At 64.5% G+C, this 16,411-nt stretch carries 15 protein-coding genes and 4 pseudogenes; 8 read left to right on the top strand and 11 right to left on the bottom strand.

The annotated features are described in order from the left end of the window. The first annotated feature begins 256 nt into the window (after nt 1-256). Nucleotides 257-1,276, top strand: coding sequence for an LLM class flavin-dependent oxidoreductase (locus ACQCSY_RS18850; protein ID WP_427131150.1), 1,020 nt, complete (start codon nt 257-259; stop codon nt 1,274-1,276). 32 nt (nt 1,277-1,308) lie between these two features. Here the strand turns inward: ACQCSY_RS18850 and ACQCSY_RS18845 are convergent, their stop codons facing one another. Next, entirely contained in the window at nt 1,309-1,662 is a 354-nt protein-coding gene (locus tag ACQCSY_RS18845) for a hypothetical protein (RefSeq protein WP_427131148.1), read from the bottom strand. A gap of 31 nt (nt 1,663-1,693) precedes the next feature. Further along, entirely contained in the window at nt 1,694-2,707 is a 1,014-nt protein-coding gene (locus tag ACQCSY_RS18840; RefSeq protein ID WP_427131146.1) for a hypothetical protein, read from the bottom strand. Nucleotides 2,708-3,032: 325 nt separating this feature from the next. On the opposite strand from ACQCSY_RS18840, the pseudogene ACQCSY_RS18835 reads away from it, so the two are divergent. Next, nucleotides 3,033-3,478, top strand: a pseudogene (locus ACQCSY_RS18835) (glycosyl hydrolase); the annotation flags it as partial. A 187-nt stretch (nt 3,479-3,665) separates the two neighbouring features. On the opposite strand, the pseudogene ACQCSY_RS18830 reads toward ACQCSY_RS18835, so the two are convergent. From ACQCSY_RS18830 to ACQCSY_RS18820, 3 genes and pseudogenes are all read right to left on the bottom strand, one after another. Beyond that, nucleotides 3,666-3,764: pseudogene (locus ACQCSY_RS18830) on the bottom strand (mycothiol transferase); the annotation flags it as partial. A gap of 13 nt (nt 3,765-3,777) precedes the next feature. Then, nucleotides 3,778-4,221 (bottom strand): choice-of-anchor Q domain-containing protein, encoded by a 444-nt coding sequence (locus ACQCSY_RS18825; RefSeq protein ID WP_427131145.1) that lies wholly within the window; start codon nt 4,219-4,221, stop codon nt 3,778-3,780. A 3-nt stretch (nt 4,222-4,224) separates the two neighbouring features. Next, entirely contained in the window at nt 4,225-5,100 is an 876-nt protein-coding gene (locus tag ACQCSY_RS18820) for a hypothetical protein (protein WP_427131143.1), read from the bottom strand. Between the two features lie 215 nt (nt 5,101-5,315). Between ACQCSY_RS18820 and ACQCSY_RS18815 the strand changes: the two genes are divergently transcribed. After that, nucleotides 5,316-5,504 carry a hypothetical protein gene (locus tag ACQCSY_RS18815; RefSeq protein ID WP_427131141.1) on the top strand — a complete coding sequence of 63 codons (189 nt, stop codon included), beginning with the start codon at nt 5,316-5,318 and terminating at the stop codon, nt 5,502-5,504. Between the two features lie 251 nt (nt 5,505-5,755). On the opposite strand, the gene ACQCSY_RS18810 is transcribed toward ACQCSY_RS18815, so the two are convergent. Then, nucleotides 5,756-6,520: a hypothetical protein gene (locus tag ACQCSY_RS18810; protein ID WP_427131140.1), complete on the bottom strand. Its 765-nt coding sequence runs from the start codon at nt 6,518-6,520 to the stop codon at nt 5,756-5,758. Nucleotides 6,521-6,642: 122 nt separating this feature from the next. Here ACQCSY_RS18810 and ACQCSY_RS18805 point away from each other — a divergent pair, with 122 nt between their 5' ends. The 3 genes from ACQCSY_RS18805 to ACQCSY_RS18795 all read left to right on the top strand — a co-directional run bounded on the left by ACQCSY_RS18805 (nt 6,643) and on the right by ACQCSY_RS18795 (nt 9,952). Next, nucleotides 6,643-8,088 (top strand): DDE-type integrase/transposase/recombinase, encoded by a 1,446-nt coding sequence (locus ACQCSY_RS18805; RefSeq protein WP_427131096.1) that lies wholly within the window; start codon nt 6,643-6,645, stop codon nt 8,086-8,088. Then, nucleotides 8,085-8,894: an ExeA family protein gene (locus tag ACQCSY_RS18800; protein WP_427131094.1), complete on the top strand. Its 810-nt coding sequence runs from the start codon at nt 8,085-8,087 to the stop codon at nt 8,892-8,894. Before ACQCSY_RS18805 ends, ACQCSY_RS18800 begins: the two co-directional genes overlap by 4 nt. Before the next feature lie 497 nt (nt 8,895-9,391). Next, a complete protein-coding gene (locus tag ACQCSY_RS18795) occupies nt 9,392-9,952 on the top strand; it encodes an RES domain-containing protein (protein WP_427131138.1) in 561 nt (186 codons plus the stop codon). Nucleotides 9,953-10,164: 212 nt separating this feature from the next. On the opposite strand, the gene ACQCSY_RS18790 is transcribed toward ACQCSY_RS18795, so the two are convergent. Then, a complete protein-coding gene (locus ACQCSY_RS18790; protein ID WP_427131136.1) occupies nt 10,165-10,680 on the bottom strand; it encodes a mycothiol transferase in 516 nt (171 codons plus the stop codon). A 605-nt stretch (nt 10,681-11,285) separates the two neighbouring features. Between ACQCSY_RS18790 and ACQCSY_RS18785 the strand changes: the two genes are divergently transcribed. Both ACQCSY_RS18785 and ACQCSY_RS18780 read left to right on the top strand, forming a co-directional pair. Further along, nucleotides 11,286-12,458 carry an acyltransferase family protein gene (locus ACQCSY_RS18785; protein ID WP_427131134.1) on the top strand — a complete coding sequence of 391 codons (1,173 nt, stop codon included), beginning with the start codon at nt 11,286-11,288 and terminating at the stop codon, nt 12,456-12,458. 243 nt (nt 12,459-12,701) lie between these two features. Continuing rightward, a pseudogene (locus tag ACQCSY_RS18780) lies at nt 12,702-13,201 on the top strand (D-arabinono-1,4-lactone oxidase). A 396-nt stretch (nt 13,202-13,597) separates the two neighbouring features. On the opposite strand, the gene ACQCSY_RS18775 reads toward ACQCSY_RS18780, so the two are convergent. The 4 genes and pseudogenes from ACQCSY_RS18775 to mmuM form a co-directional block, all read right to left on the bottom strand. Continuing rightward, on the bottom strand, nt 13,598-13,969 hold the full coding sequence (locus ACQCSY_RS18775) for a hypothetical protein (protein ID WP_427131132.1): 372 nt from the start codon (nt 13,967-13,969) through the stop codon (nt 13,598-13,600). Between the two features lie 26 nt (nt 13,970-13,995). Further along, nucleotides 13,996-14,136 (bottom strand): hypothetical protein, encoded by a 141-nt coding sequence (locus ACQCSY_RS18770; RefSeq protein WP_427131130.1) that lies wholly within the window; start codon nt 14,134-14,136, stop codon nt 13,996-13,998. 218 nt (nt 14,137-14,354) lie between these two features. Next, a pseudogene (locus ACQCSY_RS18765) lies at nt 14,355-15,242 on the bottom strand (amino acid permease); the annotation flags it as partial. Between the two features lie 91 nt (nt 15,243-15,333). Further along, complete coding sequence (mmuM, locus tag ACQCSY_RS18760; RefSeq protein ID WP_427131128.1) at nt 15,334-16,302, bottom strand: homocysteine S-methyltransferase; 969 nt, start codon at nt 16,300-16,302, stop codon at nt 15,334-15,336. Nucleotides 16,303-16,411 lie beyond the last annotated feature (109 nt).

Below are 16,411 nucleotides of genomic sequence, written 5' to 3'. Positions count from 1 at the left end.
ATCACGCATGGCTGAGACCCGTTTCTGACCGTCGTATTAACTTTGTTAACCCAGTACTTTGGAGCCTAGAATCCCGTTGAGATCAGCGCGCGAGTGGAGGCTACCCGACTTCCGGGCGGCAACTCTCGCTTTCTCCCGGGTGCTACTTGCCCGGTACGTGCGCGGATCCGGGCGTCTACTTGCTATTGCCCGAACCTGCCCGAGGTGGCAGTACCGAAGCGGGAATACTGCCGGTCCCGGACACGCTGTCCCGGATATGAAGCGCATCGGGTTCCTGACGTTCGGCCACTACCAGGACGTGCCGGGTTCACTGGTCCTCACGGCGCGGGACGCGCTCCTGCAGACCGTGGAACTCGCGGTCGCCGCGGAGGGGCTAGGAATCGACGGCGCGTACGTGCGTGTGCATCATTTCGCCCCTCAACTGGCCTCACCGTTTCCGCTCCTGGCCGCCATGGCGGCGCGCACCCAGCGCATCGAGCTCGGGACGGGCGTGATCGATATGCGCTATGAGAATCCGCTGTACATGGCCGAAGAAGCCGCAGCGGTAGACCTCATCAGCAGGGGCCGCCTTCAACTCGGAGTGAGCCGCGGATCACCCGAAACGGTTCTGCGCGGCTACGAGGCCTTCGGCTACCCGGCTGCGAGAGACGACGGCGACGCCGGGGACGCCCGCCGTCGTACCTCCGCCTTCCGGGCGGCCATCGCGGGAGCCGGCGTGGCCGAAGCGGATCCGAAGATGACCGGCATGACGGGCTACCTTGCTGTCGAACCGCAGTCCCCCGGCCTGGGCGACCGGGTCTGGTGGGGATCCGGCACCCGGGCGACGGCGCAGTGGGCCGCGGAGCAGGGCATGAATTTGATGAGCTCGACACTGCTCGTCGAGGATACGGGTGTCCCGTTCGACGAGCTCCAGGCCGAGCAGATCGCCGTCTTCCGCAAGGCGTGGGCCGACGCCGGGCATGTTCGGACGCCCCGGGTCTCGGTGAGCCGCAGCGTCCTGCCGATCGTCAGCGACGAGGACCGCTACTACTTCGGACTTCGCGCCCAGGCAAAGGGCAAGGACCAGGTGGGCAAACTCGAGGGGGTACGGGCGCGGTTCGGCAAGAGCTACATCGGCGAACCGGACGTCATCGCAGAGCAGCTAGCAGCCGACGCCGCGGTGCAGGCCGCGGACACGGTACTGATCACCGTCCCCAACCAGCTGGGCGTGGACTACAACGCCAACCTGCTGGAAAACATCCTCACGCTCGTCGCGCCCGCTGCCGGCTGGCGGTGAGGGCAGGCACGGTTGAAGCATGCCCGGGATGCCTATTCCTGGGCATCGAGCTCGTGACGGTTCAGGCTCAGGTGTACAGTCCGCCCCTCAACCCTGGAAATCGCGTCCCCGGCCGCGTAATAGTCGGCGGCCCAGAATCCCCGCCCGTCGATTTTGATGTATCCCTGCCGGAAGAGTCTCAGAGCCATCTCCGGCGGTACCTTCGGCTCGGCGCCCACGACGGAACCAATCCCGAGGTTGATTAGGGTTTCTCCCGCAGTTACCACTCTTTCCTCCAACGCGGCCGCCTTCGGGTCGGGGGCCCTGACGAACTCCACCTTGCCAAGCTCGCGTCCCTCCGCATCAATCACTTTCATACCGACGCTGACTGATTCAAGTGCGTCCATCAACTCCACTCCCTTTCGAATCTGCGAACCGTCAACTCAATACCGTCTGCGGACTCTGGGCCCTCCCCTGGTTCCAGGAGCTGATGAAGGCCAGGCCCGCGGCCACCCCCGCACTCAGCACAAGGGCTCCCAGCCACATCGACACGGGCCATCCAATCCCTGACACAAAAGCGATGCCGGCCACTTGGCCCGTCCAAACAAGTGCCACGAGCGCGGCCGTGACCGCCGGCAGCCGGCGCCCCAGCCAGTGCCCTGTCAGCCGGGTGAGCAGCACGTCGGCCACGACGGCGGCGAGCGTAGCCCCTGCGGCGCCGGCGACCGCCGCCGGGCGGAACCCCGACATGGCCAAAGGCAGCCAGGCGACGACGGCGACCAACGAAGTGGCGATGCCGCGGGGCGGGCGGCGGGCCGCCGACACGGTGTAGACGAAGGGGACGACGATCAGCGCAGTGGTCACCAGATAGCTGGCCATGCCGATGACCGCGGGCATCTCCGCCTGGGTGTGGCCGGGACTCCCGATCGGCGTCGGCAGATACGGGACTGCCGGCGCCGCCCGGACGAACGCCGAACAGTAGATGAGGAAGAAGCCGCCCAACCCGGTCATCAGGACGGCAGCCAGCAGCGCCGGCGGCGTCCACTCGAATGCGGCTGCCCCGCCGGCGGCCCGCGCGCTGCGGATGCCGGTGCCCAGGATCAGGAAGAGGCTGAACCCCAGCAGCAGATGGGTAGGGCTCACCAGCGCATCGAGCGAGACTTCGATGCCCAGGATCTCGTGCCATGCCAGATCCAGGACGCCCGTGACGCCGAAGAGGACGACTCCGATGACCGTGCCGCGGTATCCGGCCGGGATCGCCTGGGCAAGAGGCTGCCCGGGCTGCCGGTTGCTCCAGATCGCGCTCGCCGTCCACACAGCTGTTACCACGAGACCCGAGTAGAGCGCCGCGTGCCAGGGGGTGAAGAACGTCTCCAGCCCGGGAAGATGCAAGTGTGCCCAGCCGTCCAGGAACACCGCCAGAAGGAGCCAGATTCCCAGCAGCTCTGTCACGAGATCGCGCCCTGCACCCGCTCTGAGAGTCCGCGGTGCCGTGTCAACCATCGTCGTTCTCCTCGCACCCCACATGCCGTCGGCGACTGCGGAACCGCCCGGCAGCTGGCGGCGCGCCGATAAGTTAAAGCTTGGACCCCTCGGTCTCCAACCGCTAGCCCGCCCTGGAACCCTGTCAAGGCTGCGGTTCTCGATGGCAGGGAATGACGCCGCCCTATTTGCCGGCTTCGACGCACAAGGCGTAGGCGTTCCGTAGGCCGAGAGAGCGGAATACTACTCGTGAGGGTCGAAATGCACCATCACCCCCAACCCGGCATTTGTCCCGATGATCTGGAGCGCGAATGCCCTGATTGCAGGAAACGCCATCGGCGACGTCATCAGCCAGCTTCCGGCGACCAGGACCCAACACCTCCTCAGTTTTAATGAACCGAACCACCCCGGCCAGGCCAGCATGTCCGTCGATGAGGCCATCCGGCTGTGGCCCCAGCTGCAGTCCACCGACCTGAGGTTGGGGGCTCCGGGCACGTCAATGCAGCCAGCCCATGGCTGGATGAGTTCATGACCAAGGCGAAGAAGGCAAACCTGCGCGTGGACTTCATGGCTATGCATTGGTACGCCGCGCCAAACGCGGCGAGCCTCCTCGCAAAGGTTGCCTATCTGCATGCCAAGTATGGAAGGCCGATCTGGGTAACGGAATTTGCCGTCGCAGACGGGTCGGCCACGCCCTCACGTCCCTCCCGGTACACCGGCGTCGAAATCCGCAGTTTCATGCGCGCCGCGGTAGCTGGCATGCGCGCGATGCCATTCATGGAACGGTTTGCGTGGAAAACCAGGGCGCCGTTCGACCCCACACTGGGCGCATCAGCCCCTTTTCCACACGAACGGGCACCTGACGGAAACCGGCAGACTCTACGCATCGCTCTGACCGCGCCGGGCCTGATCCGGTCTGAGCGCTCCCCTAACCGTGCGAGGGGTTCAAGCCCCTGGCGTAGGCCGACTGCCCCCCGTGCTGAAGGCAGTCGGCGATCGTGCTCACCAGCCGCACTCCGGGATTGACGGCGCAGGGTGCATCAGCAGTTGGGCGAGTCGAACTCGTAGGCCCCCGAATCGGCGGCGGCCGTCCCGTTACAGTCTCCGTCCTGGGGCACCGCAAGTCCGGCCAGGTCGACGGCGGAAGGGCTCGTTCCGGCGCGGTCGATTGCCGGGCTAGTGCCGGTCAGATGGAAATCGGCCGGTGCGTTCACGAAGCGTGCCGGCGCAGTAGTGGACGTGCTGTTCGGCACGAAGTTGACCGGACCGTTGAGGACATTCTGCTTTTCGGTCCAGCCGGACCCGTTGATCCACAGGGAGTTCTTGACGCCTGCCAGGATGTTGCCGCGGATCACCGTCGATGAAGGGCAGCCCGCATGGCAGACAATGGCCTGGGACTGCGGACCGTTCAGATAGACGGTGTTGAACTCAAAAACAGTGCCGTTCGTGGGACCGAAAGAGGTCCCTGTTCCACGGGCGATCAAGCCCTAGGCCTGAGAGCAGTTGGCGCCGCAGGTCGATCGGACCAGGTTGTAGCGGTAGGTGTTGCCGTCCGCAGTTCCGGAGGACCTTCCGATCTCGGAGAAGTTGTTGTTGTCCAGGGCCAAGTTGTGATGAATGTAATTCCGGTTGCCGTTGTAGATTTCGAAAGAACCGCCGTCGCGGTTGTAATCGTAGGAAAACGCGTTGGAGCCGCTGACCGTATTGCCGGAAAGCTCGTTGTCGTTGCCGTTGATCAGCACACCGGAAGCGCCAGAGTCGTCATTGCAGTTCACTGCTTGGGGCGTTCCGCAATTCGTGCCCGGCGTTAACACGTTCATGATGTTGTTGTCCGTCAGTACATTGCCGGTGTACTTCCCGAAGTCGGACCCGGATCCTGCCTTGATGCCCACCGCATTGTTGGAGGCACCGGAGTTCCGGACCGTATTGCGGTCGCCGGTGATGCTGATGCCCGCATAGCCGCAGGAGACGCCGCGTAGTCCGTCCACAACGGTGTAGTTGCCATTGATCCTGATGCAGTTTCCCGACTTACCGCCGGTAATCGTCGGAGCGTTGCCGCTTCCGTAGCCATTCAAGGTGATGGGAGCGGCGTCAGTCCCGCTCTGAGTGGTCACAACACCTCCGGTCCACGTGTCGCCCTTGCGAAAACTGACGGTGTCGCCGGGCTTGAGGACGATGGAGTTGACCTTTGACAGTGACCTCCAAGGTGTCGCACTTGAGGTTCCCGTATTAGTGTCGCTCCCCGCGGCGCTGACATAGTACGTGGTACCCGCGGCCTGGACCGGTGCCGGAAGTCCTGCCACCAGCCAGCCGATCGTGAGGAGGGTCGCGAGTACGGCTGCGGTCGGGGTATTGATTTTCATGGTGATCCTTGCGGTTTGGTGAACGGACGCGAGCAATGCGACCGCGAGCCGTGTTTCTCCTGCACTTCAACCATGAATCGAGACCCACTTTCGGCTCATCCGCTGAGTCTAGTCAGGGCCGGTTGCAAAAAGCTGTGGGACTGCCGGCCGGCGTTCGGTGAGCCGAGCAAATAACGACGCGGGCAGCTCCATAGGCGCAAACGATAATGAAGTGCATGATCAGCTTTCAGCGTGCTCGGCAGATTGCCTATGACGCCATCGCCCCCACGTGGACACCCGACTATCGTGGCGACTACATGGTCGCCGACTACGGCTTCGAGGACGCTCATACAGTCTTGAACCCGTCGGCCGTCCAAGCACGCTGGTCGATAAACCCACCGGACACAGACCCCGACTACGGCTGATGCCCGAAAGCACGAATTCCGGGATCGACGACTTCCTGCCCAACAGAAAGTGTTGTGAACATGGAGAACCACAAGCCTTCCACCGCTCCCGCCCTCGAGGTAATCGTCTTCAGCGACGGGATTAAGACCAGGGTGCCGGTCAGGGATGGCGTCGTCGCATTGCCCAAGAATCTTCGCGTGGTCAAGGACCGGCCTCTCCGGGCAAGGCGCCCCGCTGCTGGCACGGTTCACGGATCGGCGGCTGCCGGGTGTTATGCGTCGCAGGGTTTGGCGGTGGGGGCGTCTTTGCCGGTGACGATGCAGGTTTTCCCCGGGGTGTCTTGATTTAGTGCCGTTGGCGGCGTCAGGCTGACGATGACCGGATAGGACGAACGGCCCGGCGTGAGGTTTCGAAGGTCCACGCCGGGCCGTTCTGACGCGTAAAGGGCGCGCTGATGCTCACGGTAAATCATGATGCTTTCTCTGTCGAGTCGGATCTTCTGACCGGACGTCTGGCCTGCCCGGGATGCCGGGGTGTGCTGCGCCCGTGGGGGTGGGCGCGGGAGCGCCGGATCCGCCATGGCACCGGCATGGGTCAGGACCTGCAAAACCACCGTCCGCGCCGCGGACGCTGCGCCGGGTGCTCGGGCACCCATGTGCTCCTGGGCGTGGAACTGGCGGCCCGAAGGGCCGATGAGGCGGCGGTGATCGCCGCCGCCGTCGAGGCCAAAACCGCCGCGGGCCACGGGCACCGGAGGATCGCGGCCCGGCTGGGCCGGCCCGCGTCCACGGTGCGCGGCTGGCTGCGCTCTTTCGCGGGCCTCCGCCGGCCCGATCCTGCGCGCCTTCACCGCACTGGCCCACCGCGACGGGGCCGATCCTGCCGGGCTCTGGCCCGCCCCGGCCCGGACCCCGGCAGGGGCGGCGCTGGCCGCGGTCACCGCATACGCGTCGGTGCTCGCGGACCGGTTCGCCGTCGCCGCGCTGCCGTGGCAGAGCACCGGGCTCGCCGCGTCCGGCCCGTTCTTCTTCAGCACCGGACGGTGGCAACACGAATTGGCCCTTACCCCGGCCGCCGGGGACGGCAAGGGTGAAGGAAGCTCCGGCTGACCTGGCCGGGGCCATCGCATTCTGAGCCTTTTGAAAGGACAGCGTCCCCATGACAGACGCCAAACCGAAGCGCGGGCCCCTGGCCCGGAAGGACCGGGCGGAGAAGACCGCCCTGTTCCGCTACCAGCTGATCCGCGGCGCCGCGGACAAAACCCTGACCTGCCGCCAGCGCGGGCCCATGGTCCGGGCCCTGGCCGCCGCCGAGCATACCGGCCCGGACGGGCAGCCCGTGCGCTACTCGCGCGAAACCCTGGACCGGTGGATCGGTGCCTGGCAGCGTGAGGGGTTCGACGGGCTCAAGCCGCGGGAAAGGGCCGCCGGCCCGGTGACCCCGGCGACCGTGCTGTCCCTGGCCGCGACGCTGAAGCTTGAGCGTCCGCACCGCACCGCGGCCCAGGTCCGCCGGATCATGGCAGAGACCCTCGGGGACGCCCCGTCGGAGTCGACGCTGCTGCGCCATTTCCGCACCCTGGATATCCCCACCGGCACGCAGGCGCAGGCCACGGGCCGGTTCGAAGCGACGGCCCCGAATGAAATCTGGGTGGGTGACGGGCTGCACGGGCCCCGGATCTGCGGCCGGAAAACCTACCTCTTCGCGTTCCTGGATGATCATTCCCGGTTGGTCACCGCGGCCCGCTGGGCGTTCGCCGAAGACGCCGTGAGGCTCTCGGCGGCGCTGCGGCCGGCCCTGCAGACCCACGGAATCCCCGACGCGGTCTACGTGGACAATGGCAGTGCTTTTGTCGACGCGTCCCTGGCCAGGATCTGCGCGAGGCTGGGCATGAAACTGATCCATTCCAGGCCCTACCGGCCCCAGGGCAGGGGCAAGATCGAACGCCTGTTCAATACGGTGACCTCCCAGTTCCTCTCCGAGATCACCGTGATCGACGCCCCGGTCCAGACGCCCGTTCCGGGCACCGGGGAAGATCCTGCCGGCAGCGCGGTCACCTCGCTGGAGGAGCTGAACGCCTTGTTCACCTCCTGGGTGCAGATGGTCTACCACCGCGCCGTGCACTCCACCACCGGTCAGACGCCGTTGGCCCGGTGGGACGCCGGCTGGGAAAACCGGCGCCCGGACCGCCGGGACCCGGACGTGATCGCCGAAGCGTTCCGCTGGTCCGCGACCCGCAAGGTCACCAAAACCGCGACGGTGTCCCTGCAGGGCAACACCTACCAGGTCGACCCGTCCCTGGCCGGTGCCCGCATCGAGCTGGTCTATGACCCGTTCGATCTCACCGGCCCGGTCGCCGTGACCGCCGCCGGCGGCGTCCCGGCAGGGGAAGCGGTCCTGCTCGAGATCCGCCGCCATGTCCACCCCAAGGCCGTCAACGCCACCAAAGACGCCGACACCGGCGCGAAGAACGCGGCCTCGGGCATCGATTACCTGCGCCTGGTCGAAACCCGCCACAAAACCGCGATGACAGGCGCCCCGATCAGCTTCGAGAAAATGGCTGCCACCGGCGCCCCGGCCATGGCCGCGGGAGGGACCCTGTGATCGAGAACCTGCAAACGCACTATGGTTTCACGGCCATGCCCTTCGGCCGCTCCATACCGGTGCAGGCGCTGCACCCGCACCCCGGGCACCGCGAGGCGGTCGCCCGGATCCAGTGGTGCGTGGACCAGCGCCAGACGGGGGTGATCACCGGGGAAGTCGGCGCCGGCAAGACCGTGGCCGTGCGCGCGGCCCTGGCCCAGCTTGAGGCGTCCCGGCACCAGGTGATCTACGTTGCGGACCCCACGGTCGGGATGCGCGGGATCCAGTCCCAGATCGTCACCGCCCTGGGCGGACAGCCCGCCTTTTATTCCGGGGTGCTGGCGCATCAGACCGCGTCCCTGCTCGCCGGGGAACTGGACGAACGCGCCCGCCTGCCCGTGGTCGTGATCGACGAGGCCCACCTGCTGGCGAACACCGACCTGGAAGCGCTGCGAATGCTCACGAACAGCGGACTAGATACCGGCTCCCACTTCGCGCTGCTGCTCATCGGCCAGCCCACGCTGCGCCGGCGGCTCAAACTCGCGGTCCTGGCCGCCCTGGACCAGCGGGTTTCCACCCGGTTCGCGATCACCGGAATGGATCTGACCGAGACCGCAGCCTACATCCGCCACCACCTCAAATACGCGGGCAGATCCGACACCCTGTTCTCCGATGACGCGGTCGCCGCGATCCACCAGGGCTCGCGCGGCTACCCCCGGGCAGTGAACAACCTCGCAGTGTCCGCCCTGATCGCGACCTACGCGGCGGGCAAGGCCATCGTGGACCTCTCCGCGGCCCAGTCCGCGATCACGGAGAACAGCGAGTAAAACACGCCGTCACCAATGACCACCGCCGCGTCAGCACGGCGATCAACGCCCCGCCGGTCACCATCCGGCGGGGCGCTTTCATGCCCGTCCGCCGCCACGGACCGTGACGGCCCCATCGTCAAATAACGCGACCGGTAACACCGGGCTAAAGCTCAAGTTGGTTGACTCTGCGGACTATGGTCCGGATGCTGTCGCCAAGCGCGTCATTGGAGTTCTGGGCAATCGCGTGGCGGCCCGGCTCCTTGATGTGGCTCCCGACAGACCCGGGCGGTGGGCCAACGGAATAGACAAACCGAGCGCGGAGAACCGGGCCAAGCTCGCTGACCTTGACGGTCTGGTCGGCCATTTGCCCACAACCTCACCGCTGCCCAAGCGCTGCTGTGGATGGAAGGAACCAACCCACATTTGGGCGCAAGGCCGATTGACGCCTTTCTCATCGACGGTGCTGCTCCGGTCATTGAAGCCATGAAGGCCTTCCAGCAGGGAGCCTTTGCTTAGTGGACCTTTGGCGCGTTCTGAACTGGTCGCCTTCGGCTGCGTCTTCAGCCGACAACGGACATCCGCTGTTTGTCTGGCCCGATCAGGGTGCCGGAAGGGTGGACGATCCGGACGGCGACTATCTGGTCCTGTACCTCGGCGATTCGCCGGAGGGAGCTATCGCCGAAGCACTCGGAAGCTTTCCCACGTGGTCACAGGCCATATTGGACTGCCCACCGGCTGCACCGGCGGACTCCGTCAAGGCGCTGGTCCAGAACAATTGCGAGCTGGACATCCTGGACCTCGACGACCCCTACGAGCTGGTCCAGCGGGGAATGCGACCAAGCCAGGTGGTCACACGCTCCCGGACCGTGACACAGGTCTGGGCGCGCGGTATTTACGAATCCGGCGACTATGCCGGGGTCTCGTGGTGGCCCTACTACAACCCTGATTGGGCCAGTCTCGGCCTGTGGGCTCTCTCCGGGCTGTCAGTCGTGCGCGAACCCGAAGTCCTTTCATTGGACCATCCGGCACTTCGCGATGCCGCCTACTTCATCAAGAGGACGGTATCCTCGGCGTAAGCATGACCACTGACAGCCTGGTCGCTGGAAACTCGCAAAACGGCCCCGCACTCGTGCGGGGCCGTTTCTGGTTTCGCCAGGCTCAACTACCGGATCTCGACAGGCTCGATCACCGGGGTTTCGACGAGCTCAACCACCAAGAATGTGAGACGCCAAAACCAGCAGCTTGCTCCACAGGCCATCACCAGGTAAGGCTAAGCTTGCTTACTCCCCTAACCGTGCGCGTGCGCGGGGTTCAAGCCCTTGGCGTACGCGGACTGCCCCACGTGCTGGAGGCAGTCGGCAATAGTGCTGACGAGCCGCACCCCGAGAGTGACCGGCGGGTCCCAGCGGTTGTCGACGATGCGGTCGAAGTCCTCGTCGCCGAGGGTTTTCAGAAACTCCACGGTCTGCCCGTGAACGGCGTCGTAGTATTCGAGCAGTAGCTCCGGCGGGGCCCGCACCGCGTCGACCTTGCCGGTCGAATGGCCGTAGCCGGTGTCGCGTTCGGGCAGCGGCAGGTCGAAACGGCCGGCAAACCCCTGCGAGGTCCAGACCTGCTCCAGGCCGGCGGCGGAGGCTACCTGCGCGTCCTCTACCCGGCTGAGGTGCCAGATCAGCCACGCAATCGAGTTTCCGTTGCCCGCGGGCCGGCGGACCAGAGCCTCGTCGTCGAGCCCTTCAAGAGTCGCGGCCACTGTGTCACGGATACGGCCGAAGGCGTCCAGCAGCAGTTCGTTGGATTTCATCGAGTCCCCTCACGGTGCATTTTCGCTGAGCCCCCATGCTTGCATGGAAGCCGCACCACGGAATAGGGCCCGACCCCAGCCAGAGGGAGCTGGCGCGGCTGCCCGCCAGCCGAGAGGAGGCTCGAGTGTGAAATTCCGACCTACTTGGCCCGATTCCGCAAAGTTGGCCCGATCGTTTCCGCCTGGTCCCATCGGCTCGAACGGTGCTGTTCCAACTTAGTTGACCTTTTCCGTCAGATCGCAGGGCTAGACCAACGAGCGGATCCGTCCAGGCCTGCAGCGAGGCTGCGGCGGCCGGAACTAACCAATGGCGAGGGCCGGTCACTGGCGGGTCGAGGCCGGCGCAAGCTGCCGTGATGCCGTCGTTTATCCCACGTCAGCTTTCTCCATAAGGAGCAGGTTTTGCCCGGTCCTAAGCCCCCATTGACTGGTGTAGGCGGATCATCGGGCTGGCCGGGGTCAGGTTTCGTCCAGCCAAGTCGGGGATACTTGGACAAGGCGCAGGACTGGCTCCTGCAATCACATTCATGTCAACAGGCAAGGGTCGGTTTTTGCCTTGATTCAGCTGAAGGTGGAACCGGCCAGATAGAGGCTCCGGAGGTTATGTGACGTTGCTAGTCGGTGGAACGGTCGCGACGGCCGCCCAGCAAGCTACAGTGCGCCCAAGGCTGGACGGCCTGGACGTTCTTCGCGGTGCTGCCGTTGGTGCCGTTCTGTTGGGACATTCTTGGCCCGGGATATTTCAAGGTGCCGGCATCGTCGGTGTCATTGTCTTCTTCGTGTTGAGCGGTTACCTGATCACAGGCGTGCTACTCAGGGATGTCGAACGGCATCGCAAAATTCGTTACGGCCGTTTTTATGCGCATCGGGCCTTCCGCCTGTTGCCGGCACTCATCTCCTTCCTTGGCGTGTACGCCATCGTTGAACTGACGGCCGACGTCCTCGGGGATCGATCCAAGGGAATCATCGGTTATACCCTCCTCGCCGGTTTCGGCTACCTCAAAGACATACCGCTGCCTTTCGATGTCAGCTTGGCCATCGGACCGCTCTGGACGCTGGCGGTGGAAGAACAGTTCTATTTGATCTGGCCGGCACTGCTGGTGTTCGCCCTGCGGAGTAGCCGTCAGGGACGGCTGATTGGCTGGTCTGCCGCCGTCGTCCTTTCCCTCATGACCGCGAGTGTGCTGGCGATGCTTATCCTGGCTCCCCAACTTCACTCCCTGGTCTACGCGCTGCCGACGACGTGGGGTCTTGGGCTGATCGTCGGTTCGGCGCTGCGGCTATACAGGGTCCGTGTGTTCAGCTGGTTCTCCGGCCACCGGCTCAGACTGGCGGCCCTGCTCAGCTCGATCCTTGTCCTGGCCGCGCTGATCTTCTTCCCCAAGGCCAACGAAACGCCAGCCTTCTTCTTCGTTGGAGGCCCGCTGGCCATGGCTGCCGCGGCCGTCCTGGTGGTACTGGCCGCCTCCCGTACCCGTGTGATGCCGAATTGGACGCGCGCGTTGCAGGTGCTGGGCACAGTTTCCTATGCCGTGTACCTCTGGAACTATGTCGTCATTCTCTGGCTAAATGGCGGATCGACAGCCGATCTGCCGCCGCTGGTGGCTGTGTCGGCAATCCTGCTGACCCTGCTACTAGCGGTCCTCAGCTGGCACACTGTCGAAAGGCTGGGACGCATCGCGCGCGATCGCTTTGACAAATACTATTCGGACCAGCGGCGGGCCGTCAGCGGCGGTTTTTCCCAGCCCAGACCTGGCTGGAAGACGCCAGCGGATTAGCACGTTGGCCGTCCGGTGCCCTGCGTCCACGATGGACGACAGCGCACTGTCCCAAAACGTCCCGGGTAAAGTCCTCAGTCCAGCAGAGCGAATGCGGCTACCCAAAACGTTATCCATGCTGAGCAGCTGGCGCCTGTGGGACGACCCCAGGTGTGGCTCAAGCGCCGCAACAGCGAAGGGAGGGGCGGGAACGAGTTCTTTGGCGCGCCCGCCGCCGCCGTCCCACGCCATCCGCTCCCGGACATGTCCGCCGAGAACTGCACGGCCCAACTCAATGTTCCGGGACCCTGGCTGGACCGCCTGCCTCATTTCCGTCTTGAATTCACGCCCAGCAACGGCGATGAGCTGCAAAGCAAGTCCCTGCTCCCCCGCAAGCATGCCGCCGCCGCTCTGACAGAACTCCGCAGCCTCGGCGCCCGGCTTCATCCTCTACTGTTCATCTCCGAGATCCGGACGGTGGCTGCGGACAATCTGTGGCTAAGTCCCGCCTACGAGCAGGACAGCGAAGCTCTCCACCTGACGTGGAAGCCACGGCAACTGGAAGTGGAAGCGCTGCTGCCCGTTATCGAGGAACGCCTTGCCCCTTTCGCGGCCCGTCCTCACTGGGGAAACTGTTCAGGACAGATGCCGCCGTCCTGGCAATGCGGTACCCCCGGTTTAACGAGTTCCGGAACCTCGTCCAAAAGCACGACCCCAGTGGCAAGTTCGGCAACGAGTTCCTGGACCGGACTTTCACAGGCTAAATTTGTCTCGCCGGGGCTCAGAACGGCCGTTCTGAGGAGTCGCCCAGGACCGGCCGCTGACATATGTAACGGGAAAATTAACCCCTGGTCATGTTGACGCGTCCCGGGCAGGGCCTGGATTCGCCGATGTTCCAGCACCTGCCCGACTCGCTGCGTACCCCGGATGAGCGCGGGCCGTGCCCGGCCCCGCCCCGACCAGACGTTCGGTGATAAAGCATACTTGTCGAAGGCAAACCGTGAGCTGCAGCGCAGCAGCGGAGTCCAGGCCGTGATACCGGAACGCTCCGACCAGCCAGCACAACGCAAACGGCGTCGCCGCAACGGCGCCTCACCCATCAGCCGTGTCACAAACCAACCGGGTTAGTACAACCAGACGTCAAACGTCGTGGCCGGTCCTCATACGGCGAAAATGGTCCACTGTGTTTGGTGGGTGGCGCCTGACCCAAGCTGTACGACGTCCTGTCCGCTGTTGAAAGCGTCCGGCGGGCATGTCATCGGTTCGACAGCCAGTCCGACCCGATTCGGCAACGGCGCCGGCTTGTCTGCCGTGTGAATCTGCAGCCACTTGCAGCTCCTGTCCCACGCCATGCCGACGCCGGTACCGCTCGGGTCACGGGCAATCAGCTGTGCGCGGCCATCATCGTCGAAGTCGATGTCTGTGAAGGCGTGGTCAATTTCCGTGGCGCCGAGGGCACGGCGCACGCGGAAGCCGAACTCGTGGCCCGCCACCGGCCGGGTGCCGACGGGCAGGACCCGGTCCGGGGTCACCTCGAGGAAGGAGTCCGCCGGAAGTTTCAGGGTTCATAGGACGGTCCGCCGCGTTTGCTCATGGTCAGCTGTTTCAGCGCGTATCCGAGAAACTCCCAGGCGTCTGCGCGGGAGCGCCAGGCGCGGCTGGGTGTGCCGATTTCCCGGCTGAGAGGTTGATAATTCATGTCGATTCCGTTTTCCATCAAGAGTCTTTTGCTGTCCTGACCGGGCATGGCCGGGACACAAATCGTGGCTCTCGGCGGGCAGCTGTTTCAGCTGCCCGCCGAGAGCGCGCCAGCAGGTTTGTTATCCCTGGCGACGCGACAAACGCGTGAAGGTTGTTTTACCGTGTCACCGTGTGCTTGGGAGTCAGCGTCGGGGCGATCTGCGATGACCGGGGCTCCCCTGTATCTCCGCGCAGGGGCACTGCGGTTTCCAGAATCCGCTTCCGGCAGGCGAACCAGCCGAGGATGAGCACGGGGACGAGAATCAGCAGGGATGCCAGGACCCAGCGTCCTGTTTCGGAGAAACCCATTGTCACCAGGACAAAGGCGAGGAAGCCGAGAGTGAGGTGTGAGGCGTAGGGCGCTCCGAACAGGCGGAAAGAGGGTCGTTCAACCTGGCCGCGCCTGACCCAGTTCTGGAGCTTGATGTGGCAGAGCATGATGGTTGCCCAGCCTCCGATGATTCCAACAGCGGACACTTCGAGCACAATCTCAAACACCTGGGACGGGACAAGGGCGTTCAGTCCGACGCCGAGAAGAGTGCTGACCGCCGTCAGCAGGATCCCGCCATGGGGGACGCCGGACTTACTCATCTTCGCAGTGAACTGCGGTGCTGAACCATTGACCGCCATCGACCTCAGAATCCGGCCAGTGGAGTAAAGACCCGCTTTCAGGCTCGACAGGGCCGCGGTGAGGACAACAAAATTCATTACCGATGCGGAGATTGCCCCGGCATGGGAATCTCCGAGGTGGGAAAAGAACGTGACAAAGGGCGATTCGCCGGATTTGTAAGCCGTGAAAGGCAACAGCAGGGACAGCAGCAGTACCGAACCAACGTTGAAGACGGCAATCCGGAGGACCCCCGTGTTGACATCCTTGGGCATGACTTTCTCCGGATTGACCGTTTCACCCGCTGCGGTGCCGACGAGTTCAACGGCGGCGTAGGCGAAGACGACACCGCTGATTGCCAGAAGAGGTGCAACAGCACCTCTGGGGAAAGCCCCGCCGTTGTCCAGGATCACGCCCAGCCCAGGGACTCCGACGTCGGTTTTCCCGCCGAAGAGAATCGCTGCTTCTCCTGACCTGCCCATTTAGCGCACCCGTCAGCCGCGGGAAACCCCCGGTGCTTGACCGCGGCCCGGCCGGGAGACGGTCCCCCTAGCGATTCGCTGACAGCCTGGCCACGGCAGCAATATCCCGCGGTGTCGTCCGGCAGCACCCTCCAACAAGCTGGGCACCAAGTTCACGCCAGGTGGCGGTCCCTTCCGCAAGGCTTGGAGGCTGTTTGCCACCGGATTCCGCGGCGCCGTCCACCGCCACGACCGGCCCCCACGTCTTACTAACCGGGTCATAACATTCGCCCGAATTCGGATACGCGATCAGTGGCGTGCGGGTGGCTTTACGCAGGGCCTCAAGGGATGGAGAGACCAACTCCAACGGCACACAATTCACACCTATGGCTGCCACGTACGGGTGCGCTCCACAGAGCCCGGCGACGTCGGCCAGGGGCGTACCGTCACTGATATGCCCACCATCCCGGAGGGTGAAGGAGAACCAGGATTCGACGTCGAATTCTTCCACTAGGGCCAATAAGGCCTCGGCCTCCGAAAATGAAGGCAGCGTCTCACACGCCAGAAAATCGACTCCGGCCTCCACCAACGCCGCAATCCGGGGCCGGTGGAACTCCATGAACTCGCTCCTTCCGAGGATGTAGTCGCCCCGGTATTCCGATCCGTCCGCGAGGTAGGCGCCATAGGGGCCCACAGACCCGGCAATCAGCAACGGGCCAGCATCCGGCTTTTCGGCCAAGTGCTCGCGCCGCGCCTCGTCGGCCAGGCGCGCACTCAACGCCACCAACTCCAAAGCTTTTGCCTCGCCAATACCGCGCTGCACAAATCCTTGGGGGGTGGCCTGATAGCTCGCCGTGATGGCGACTGCGGCGCCGGCGCGGAAGTAATCGCGATGTACCTGCCGGATCAAGTCCGGCTGTTCCAAAAGGACTTTGGCCGACCACAGGGGGTCTTCCAGATCGCAGCCGCGCGCTTCAAGCTCAGTGGCGAGTGCACCGTCGGCCACTAGGTTTGCACCGGCGTTCAGCATGCGGGACAGCGTTGTGTTACGGGGCATTGTTCAGTTCTCCAAGTTGATCTTAATACGCATTTTTAGATGCTTGTAATGATCATCACTATATGTCACGATGGCAGTCAAGCAATCTGCGAGAACCGCAAGGAAGAGG

It is taken from the genome of Pseudarthrobacter sp. S9 (genome assembly GCF_050156545.1).
Lineage (GTDB): Bacteria > Actinomycetota > Actinomycetes > Actinomycetales > Micrococcaceae > Arthrobacter.
The sequence above is the reverse complement of the archived record's forward strand: the minus strand, read 5'-3'. Positions and strand labels throughout refer to the sequence as shown.

Bases quoted from the DNA above. Each gene is read 5' to 3' on its own strand.
- ACQCSY_RS18850 (WP_427131150.1), top strand. From the start codon at position 257: ATGAAGCGCATCGGGTTCCTGACGTTCGGCCACTACCAGGACGTGCCG.
- ACQCSY_RS18845 (WP_427131148.1), bottom strand. From the start codon at position 1,662: ATGGACGCACTTGAATCAGTCAGCGTCGGTATGAAAGTGATTGATGCG.
- ACQCSY_RS18820 (WP_427131143.1), bottom strand. From the start codon at position 5,100: ATGAAAATCAATACCCCGACCGCAGCCGTACTCGCGACCCTCCTCACG.
- ACQCSY_RS18815 (WP_427131141.1), top strand. From the start codon at position 5,316: ATGATCAGCTTTCAGCGTGCTCGGCAGATTGCCTATGACGCCATCGCC.
- ACQCSY_RS18805 (WP_427131096.1), top strand. From the start codon at position 6,643: ATGACAGACGCCAAACCGAAGCGCGGGCCCCTGGCCCGGAAGGACCGG.
- ACQCSY_RS18790 (WP_427131136.1), bottom strand. From the start codon at position 10,680: ATGAAATCCAACGAACTGCTGCTGGACGCCTTCGGCCGTATCCGTGAC.
- ACQCSY_RS18770 (WP_427131130.1), bottom strand. From the start codon at position 14,136: ATGAATTATCAACCTCTCAGCCGGGAAATCGGCACACCCAGCCGCGCC.
- mmuM (WP_427131128.1), bottom strand. From the start codon at position 16,302: ATGCCCCGTAACACAACGCTGTCCCGCATGCTGAACGCCGGTGCAAAC.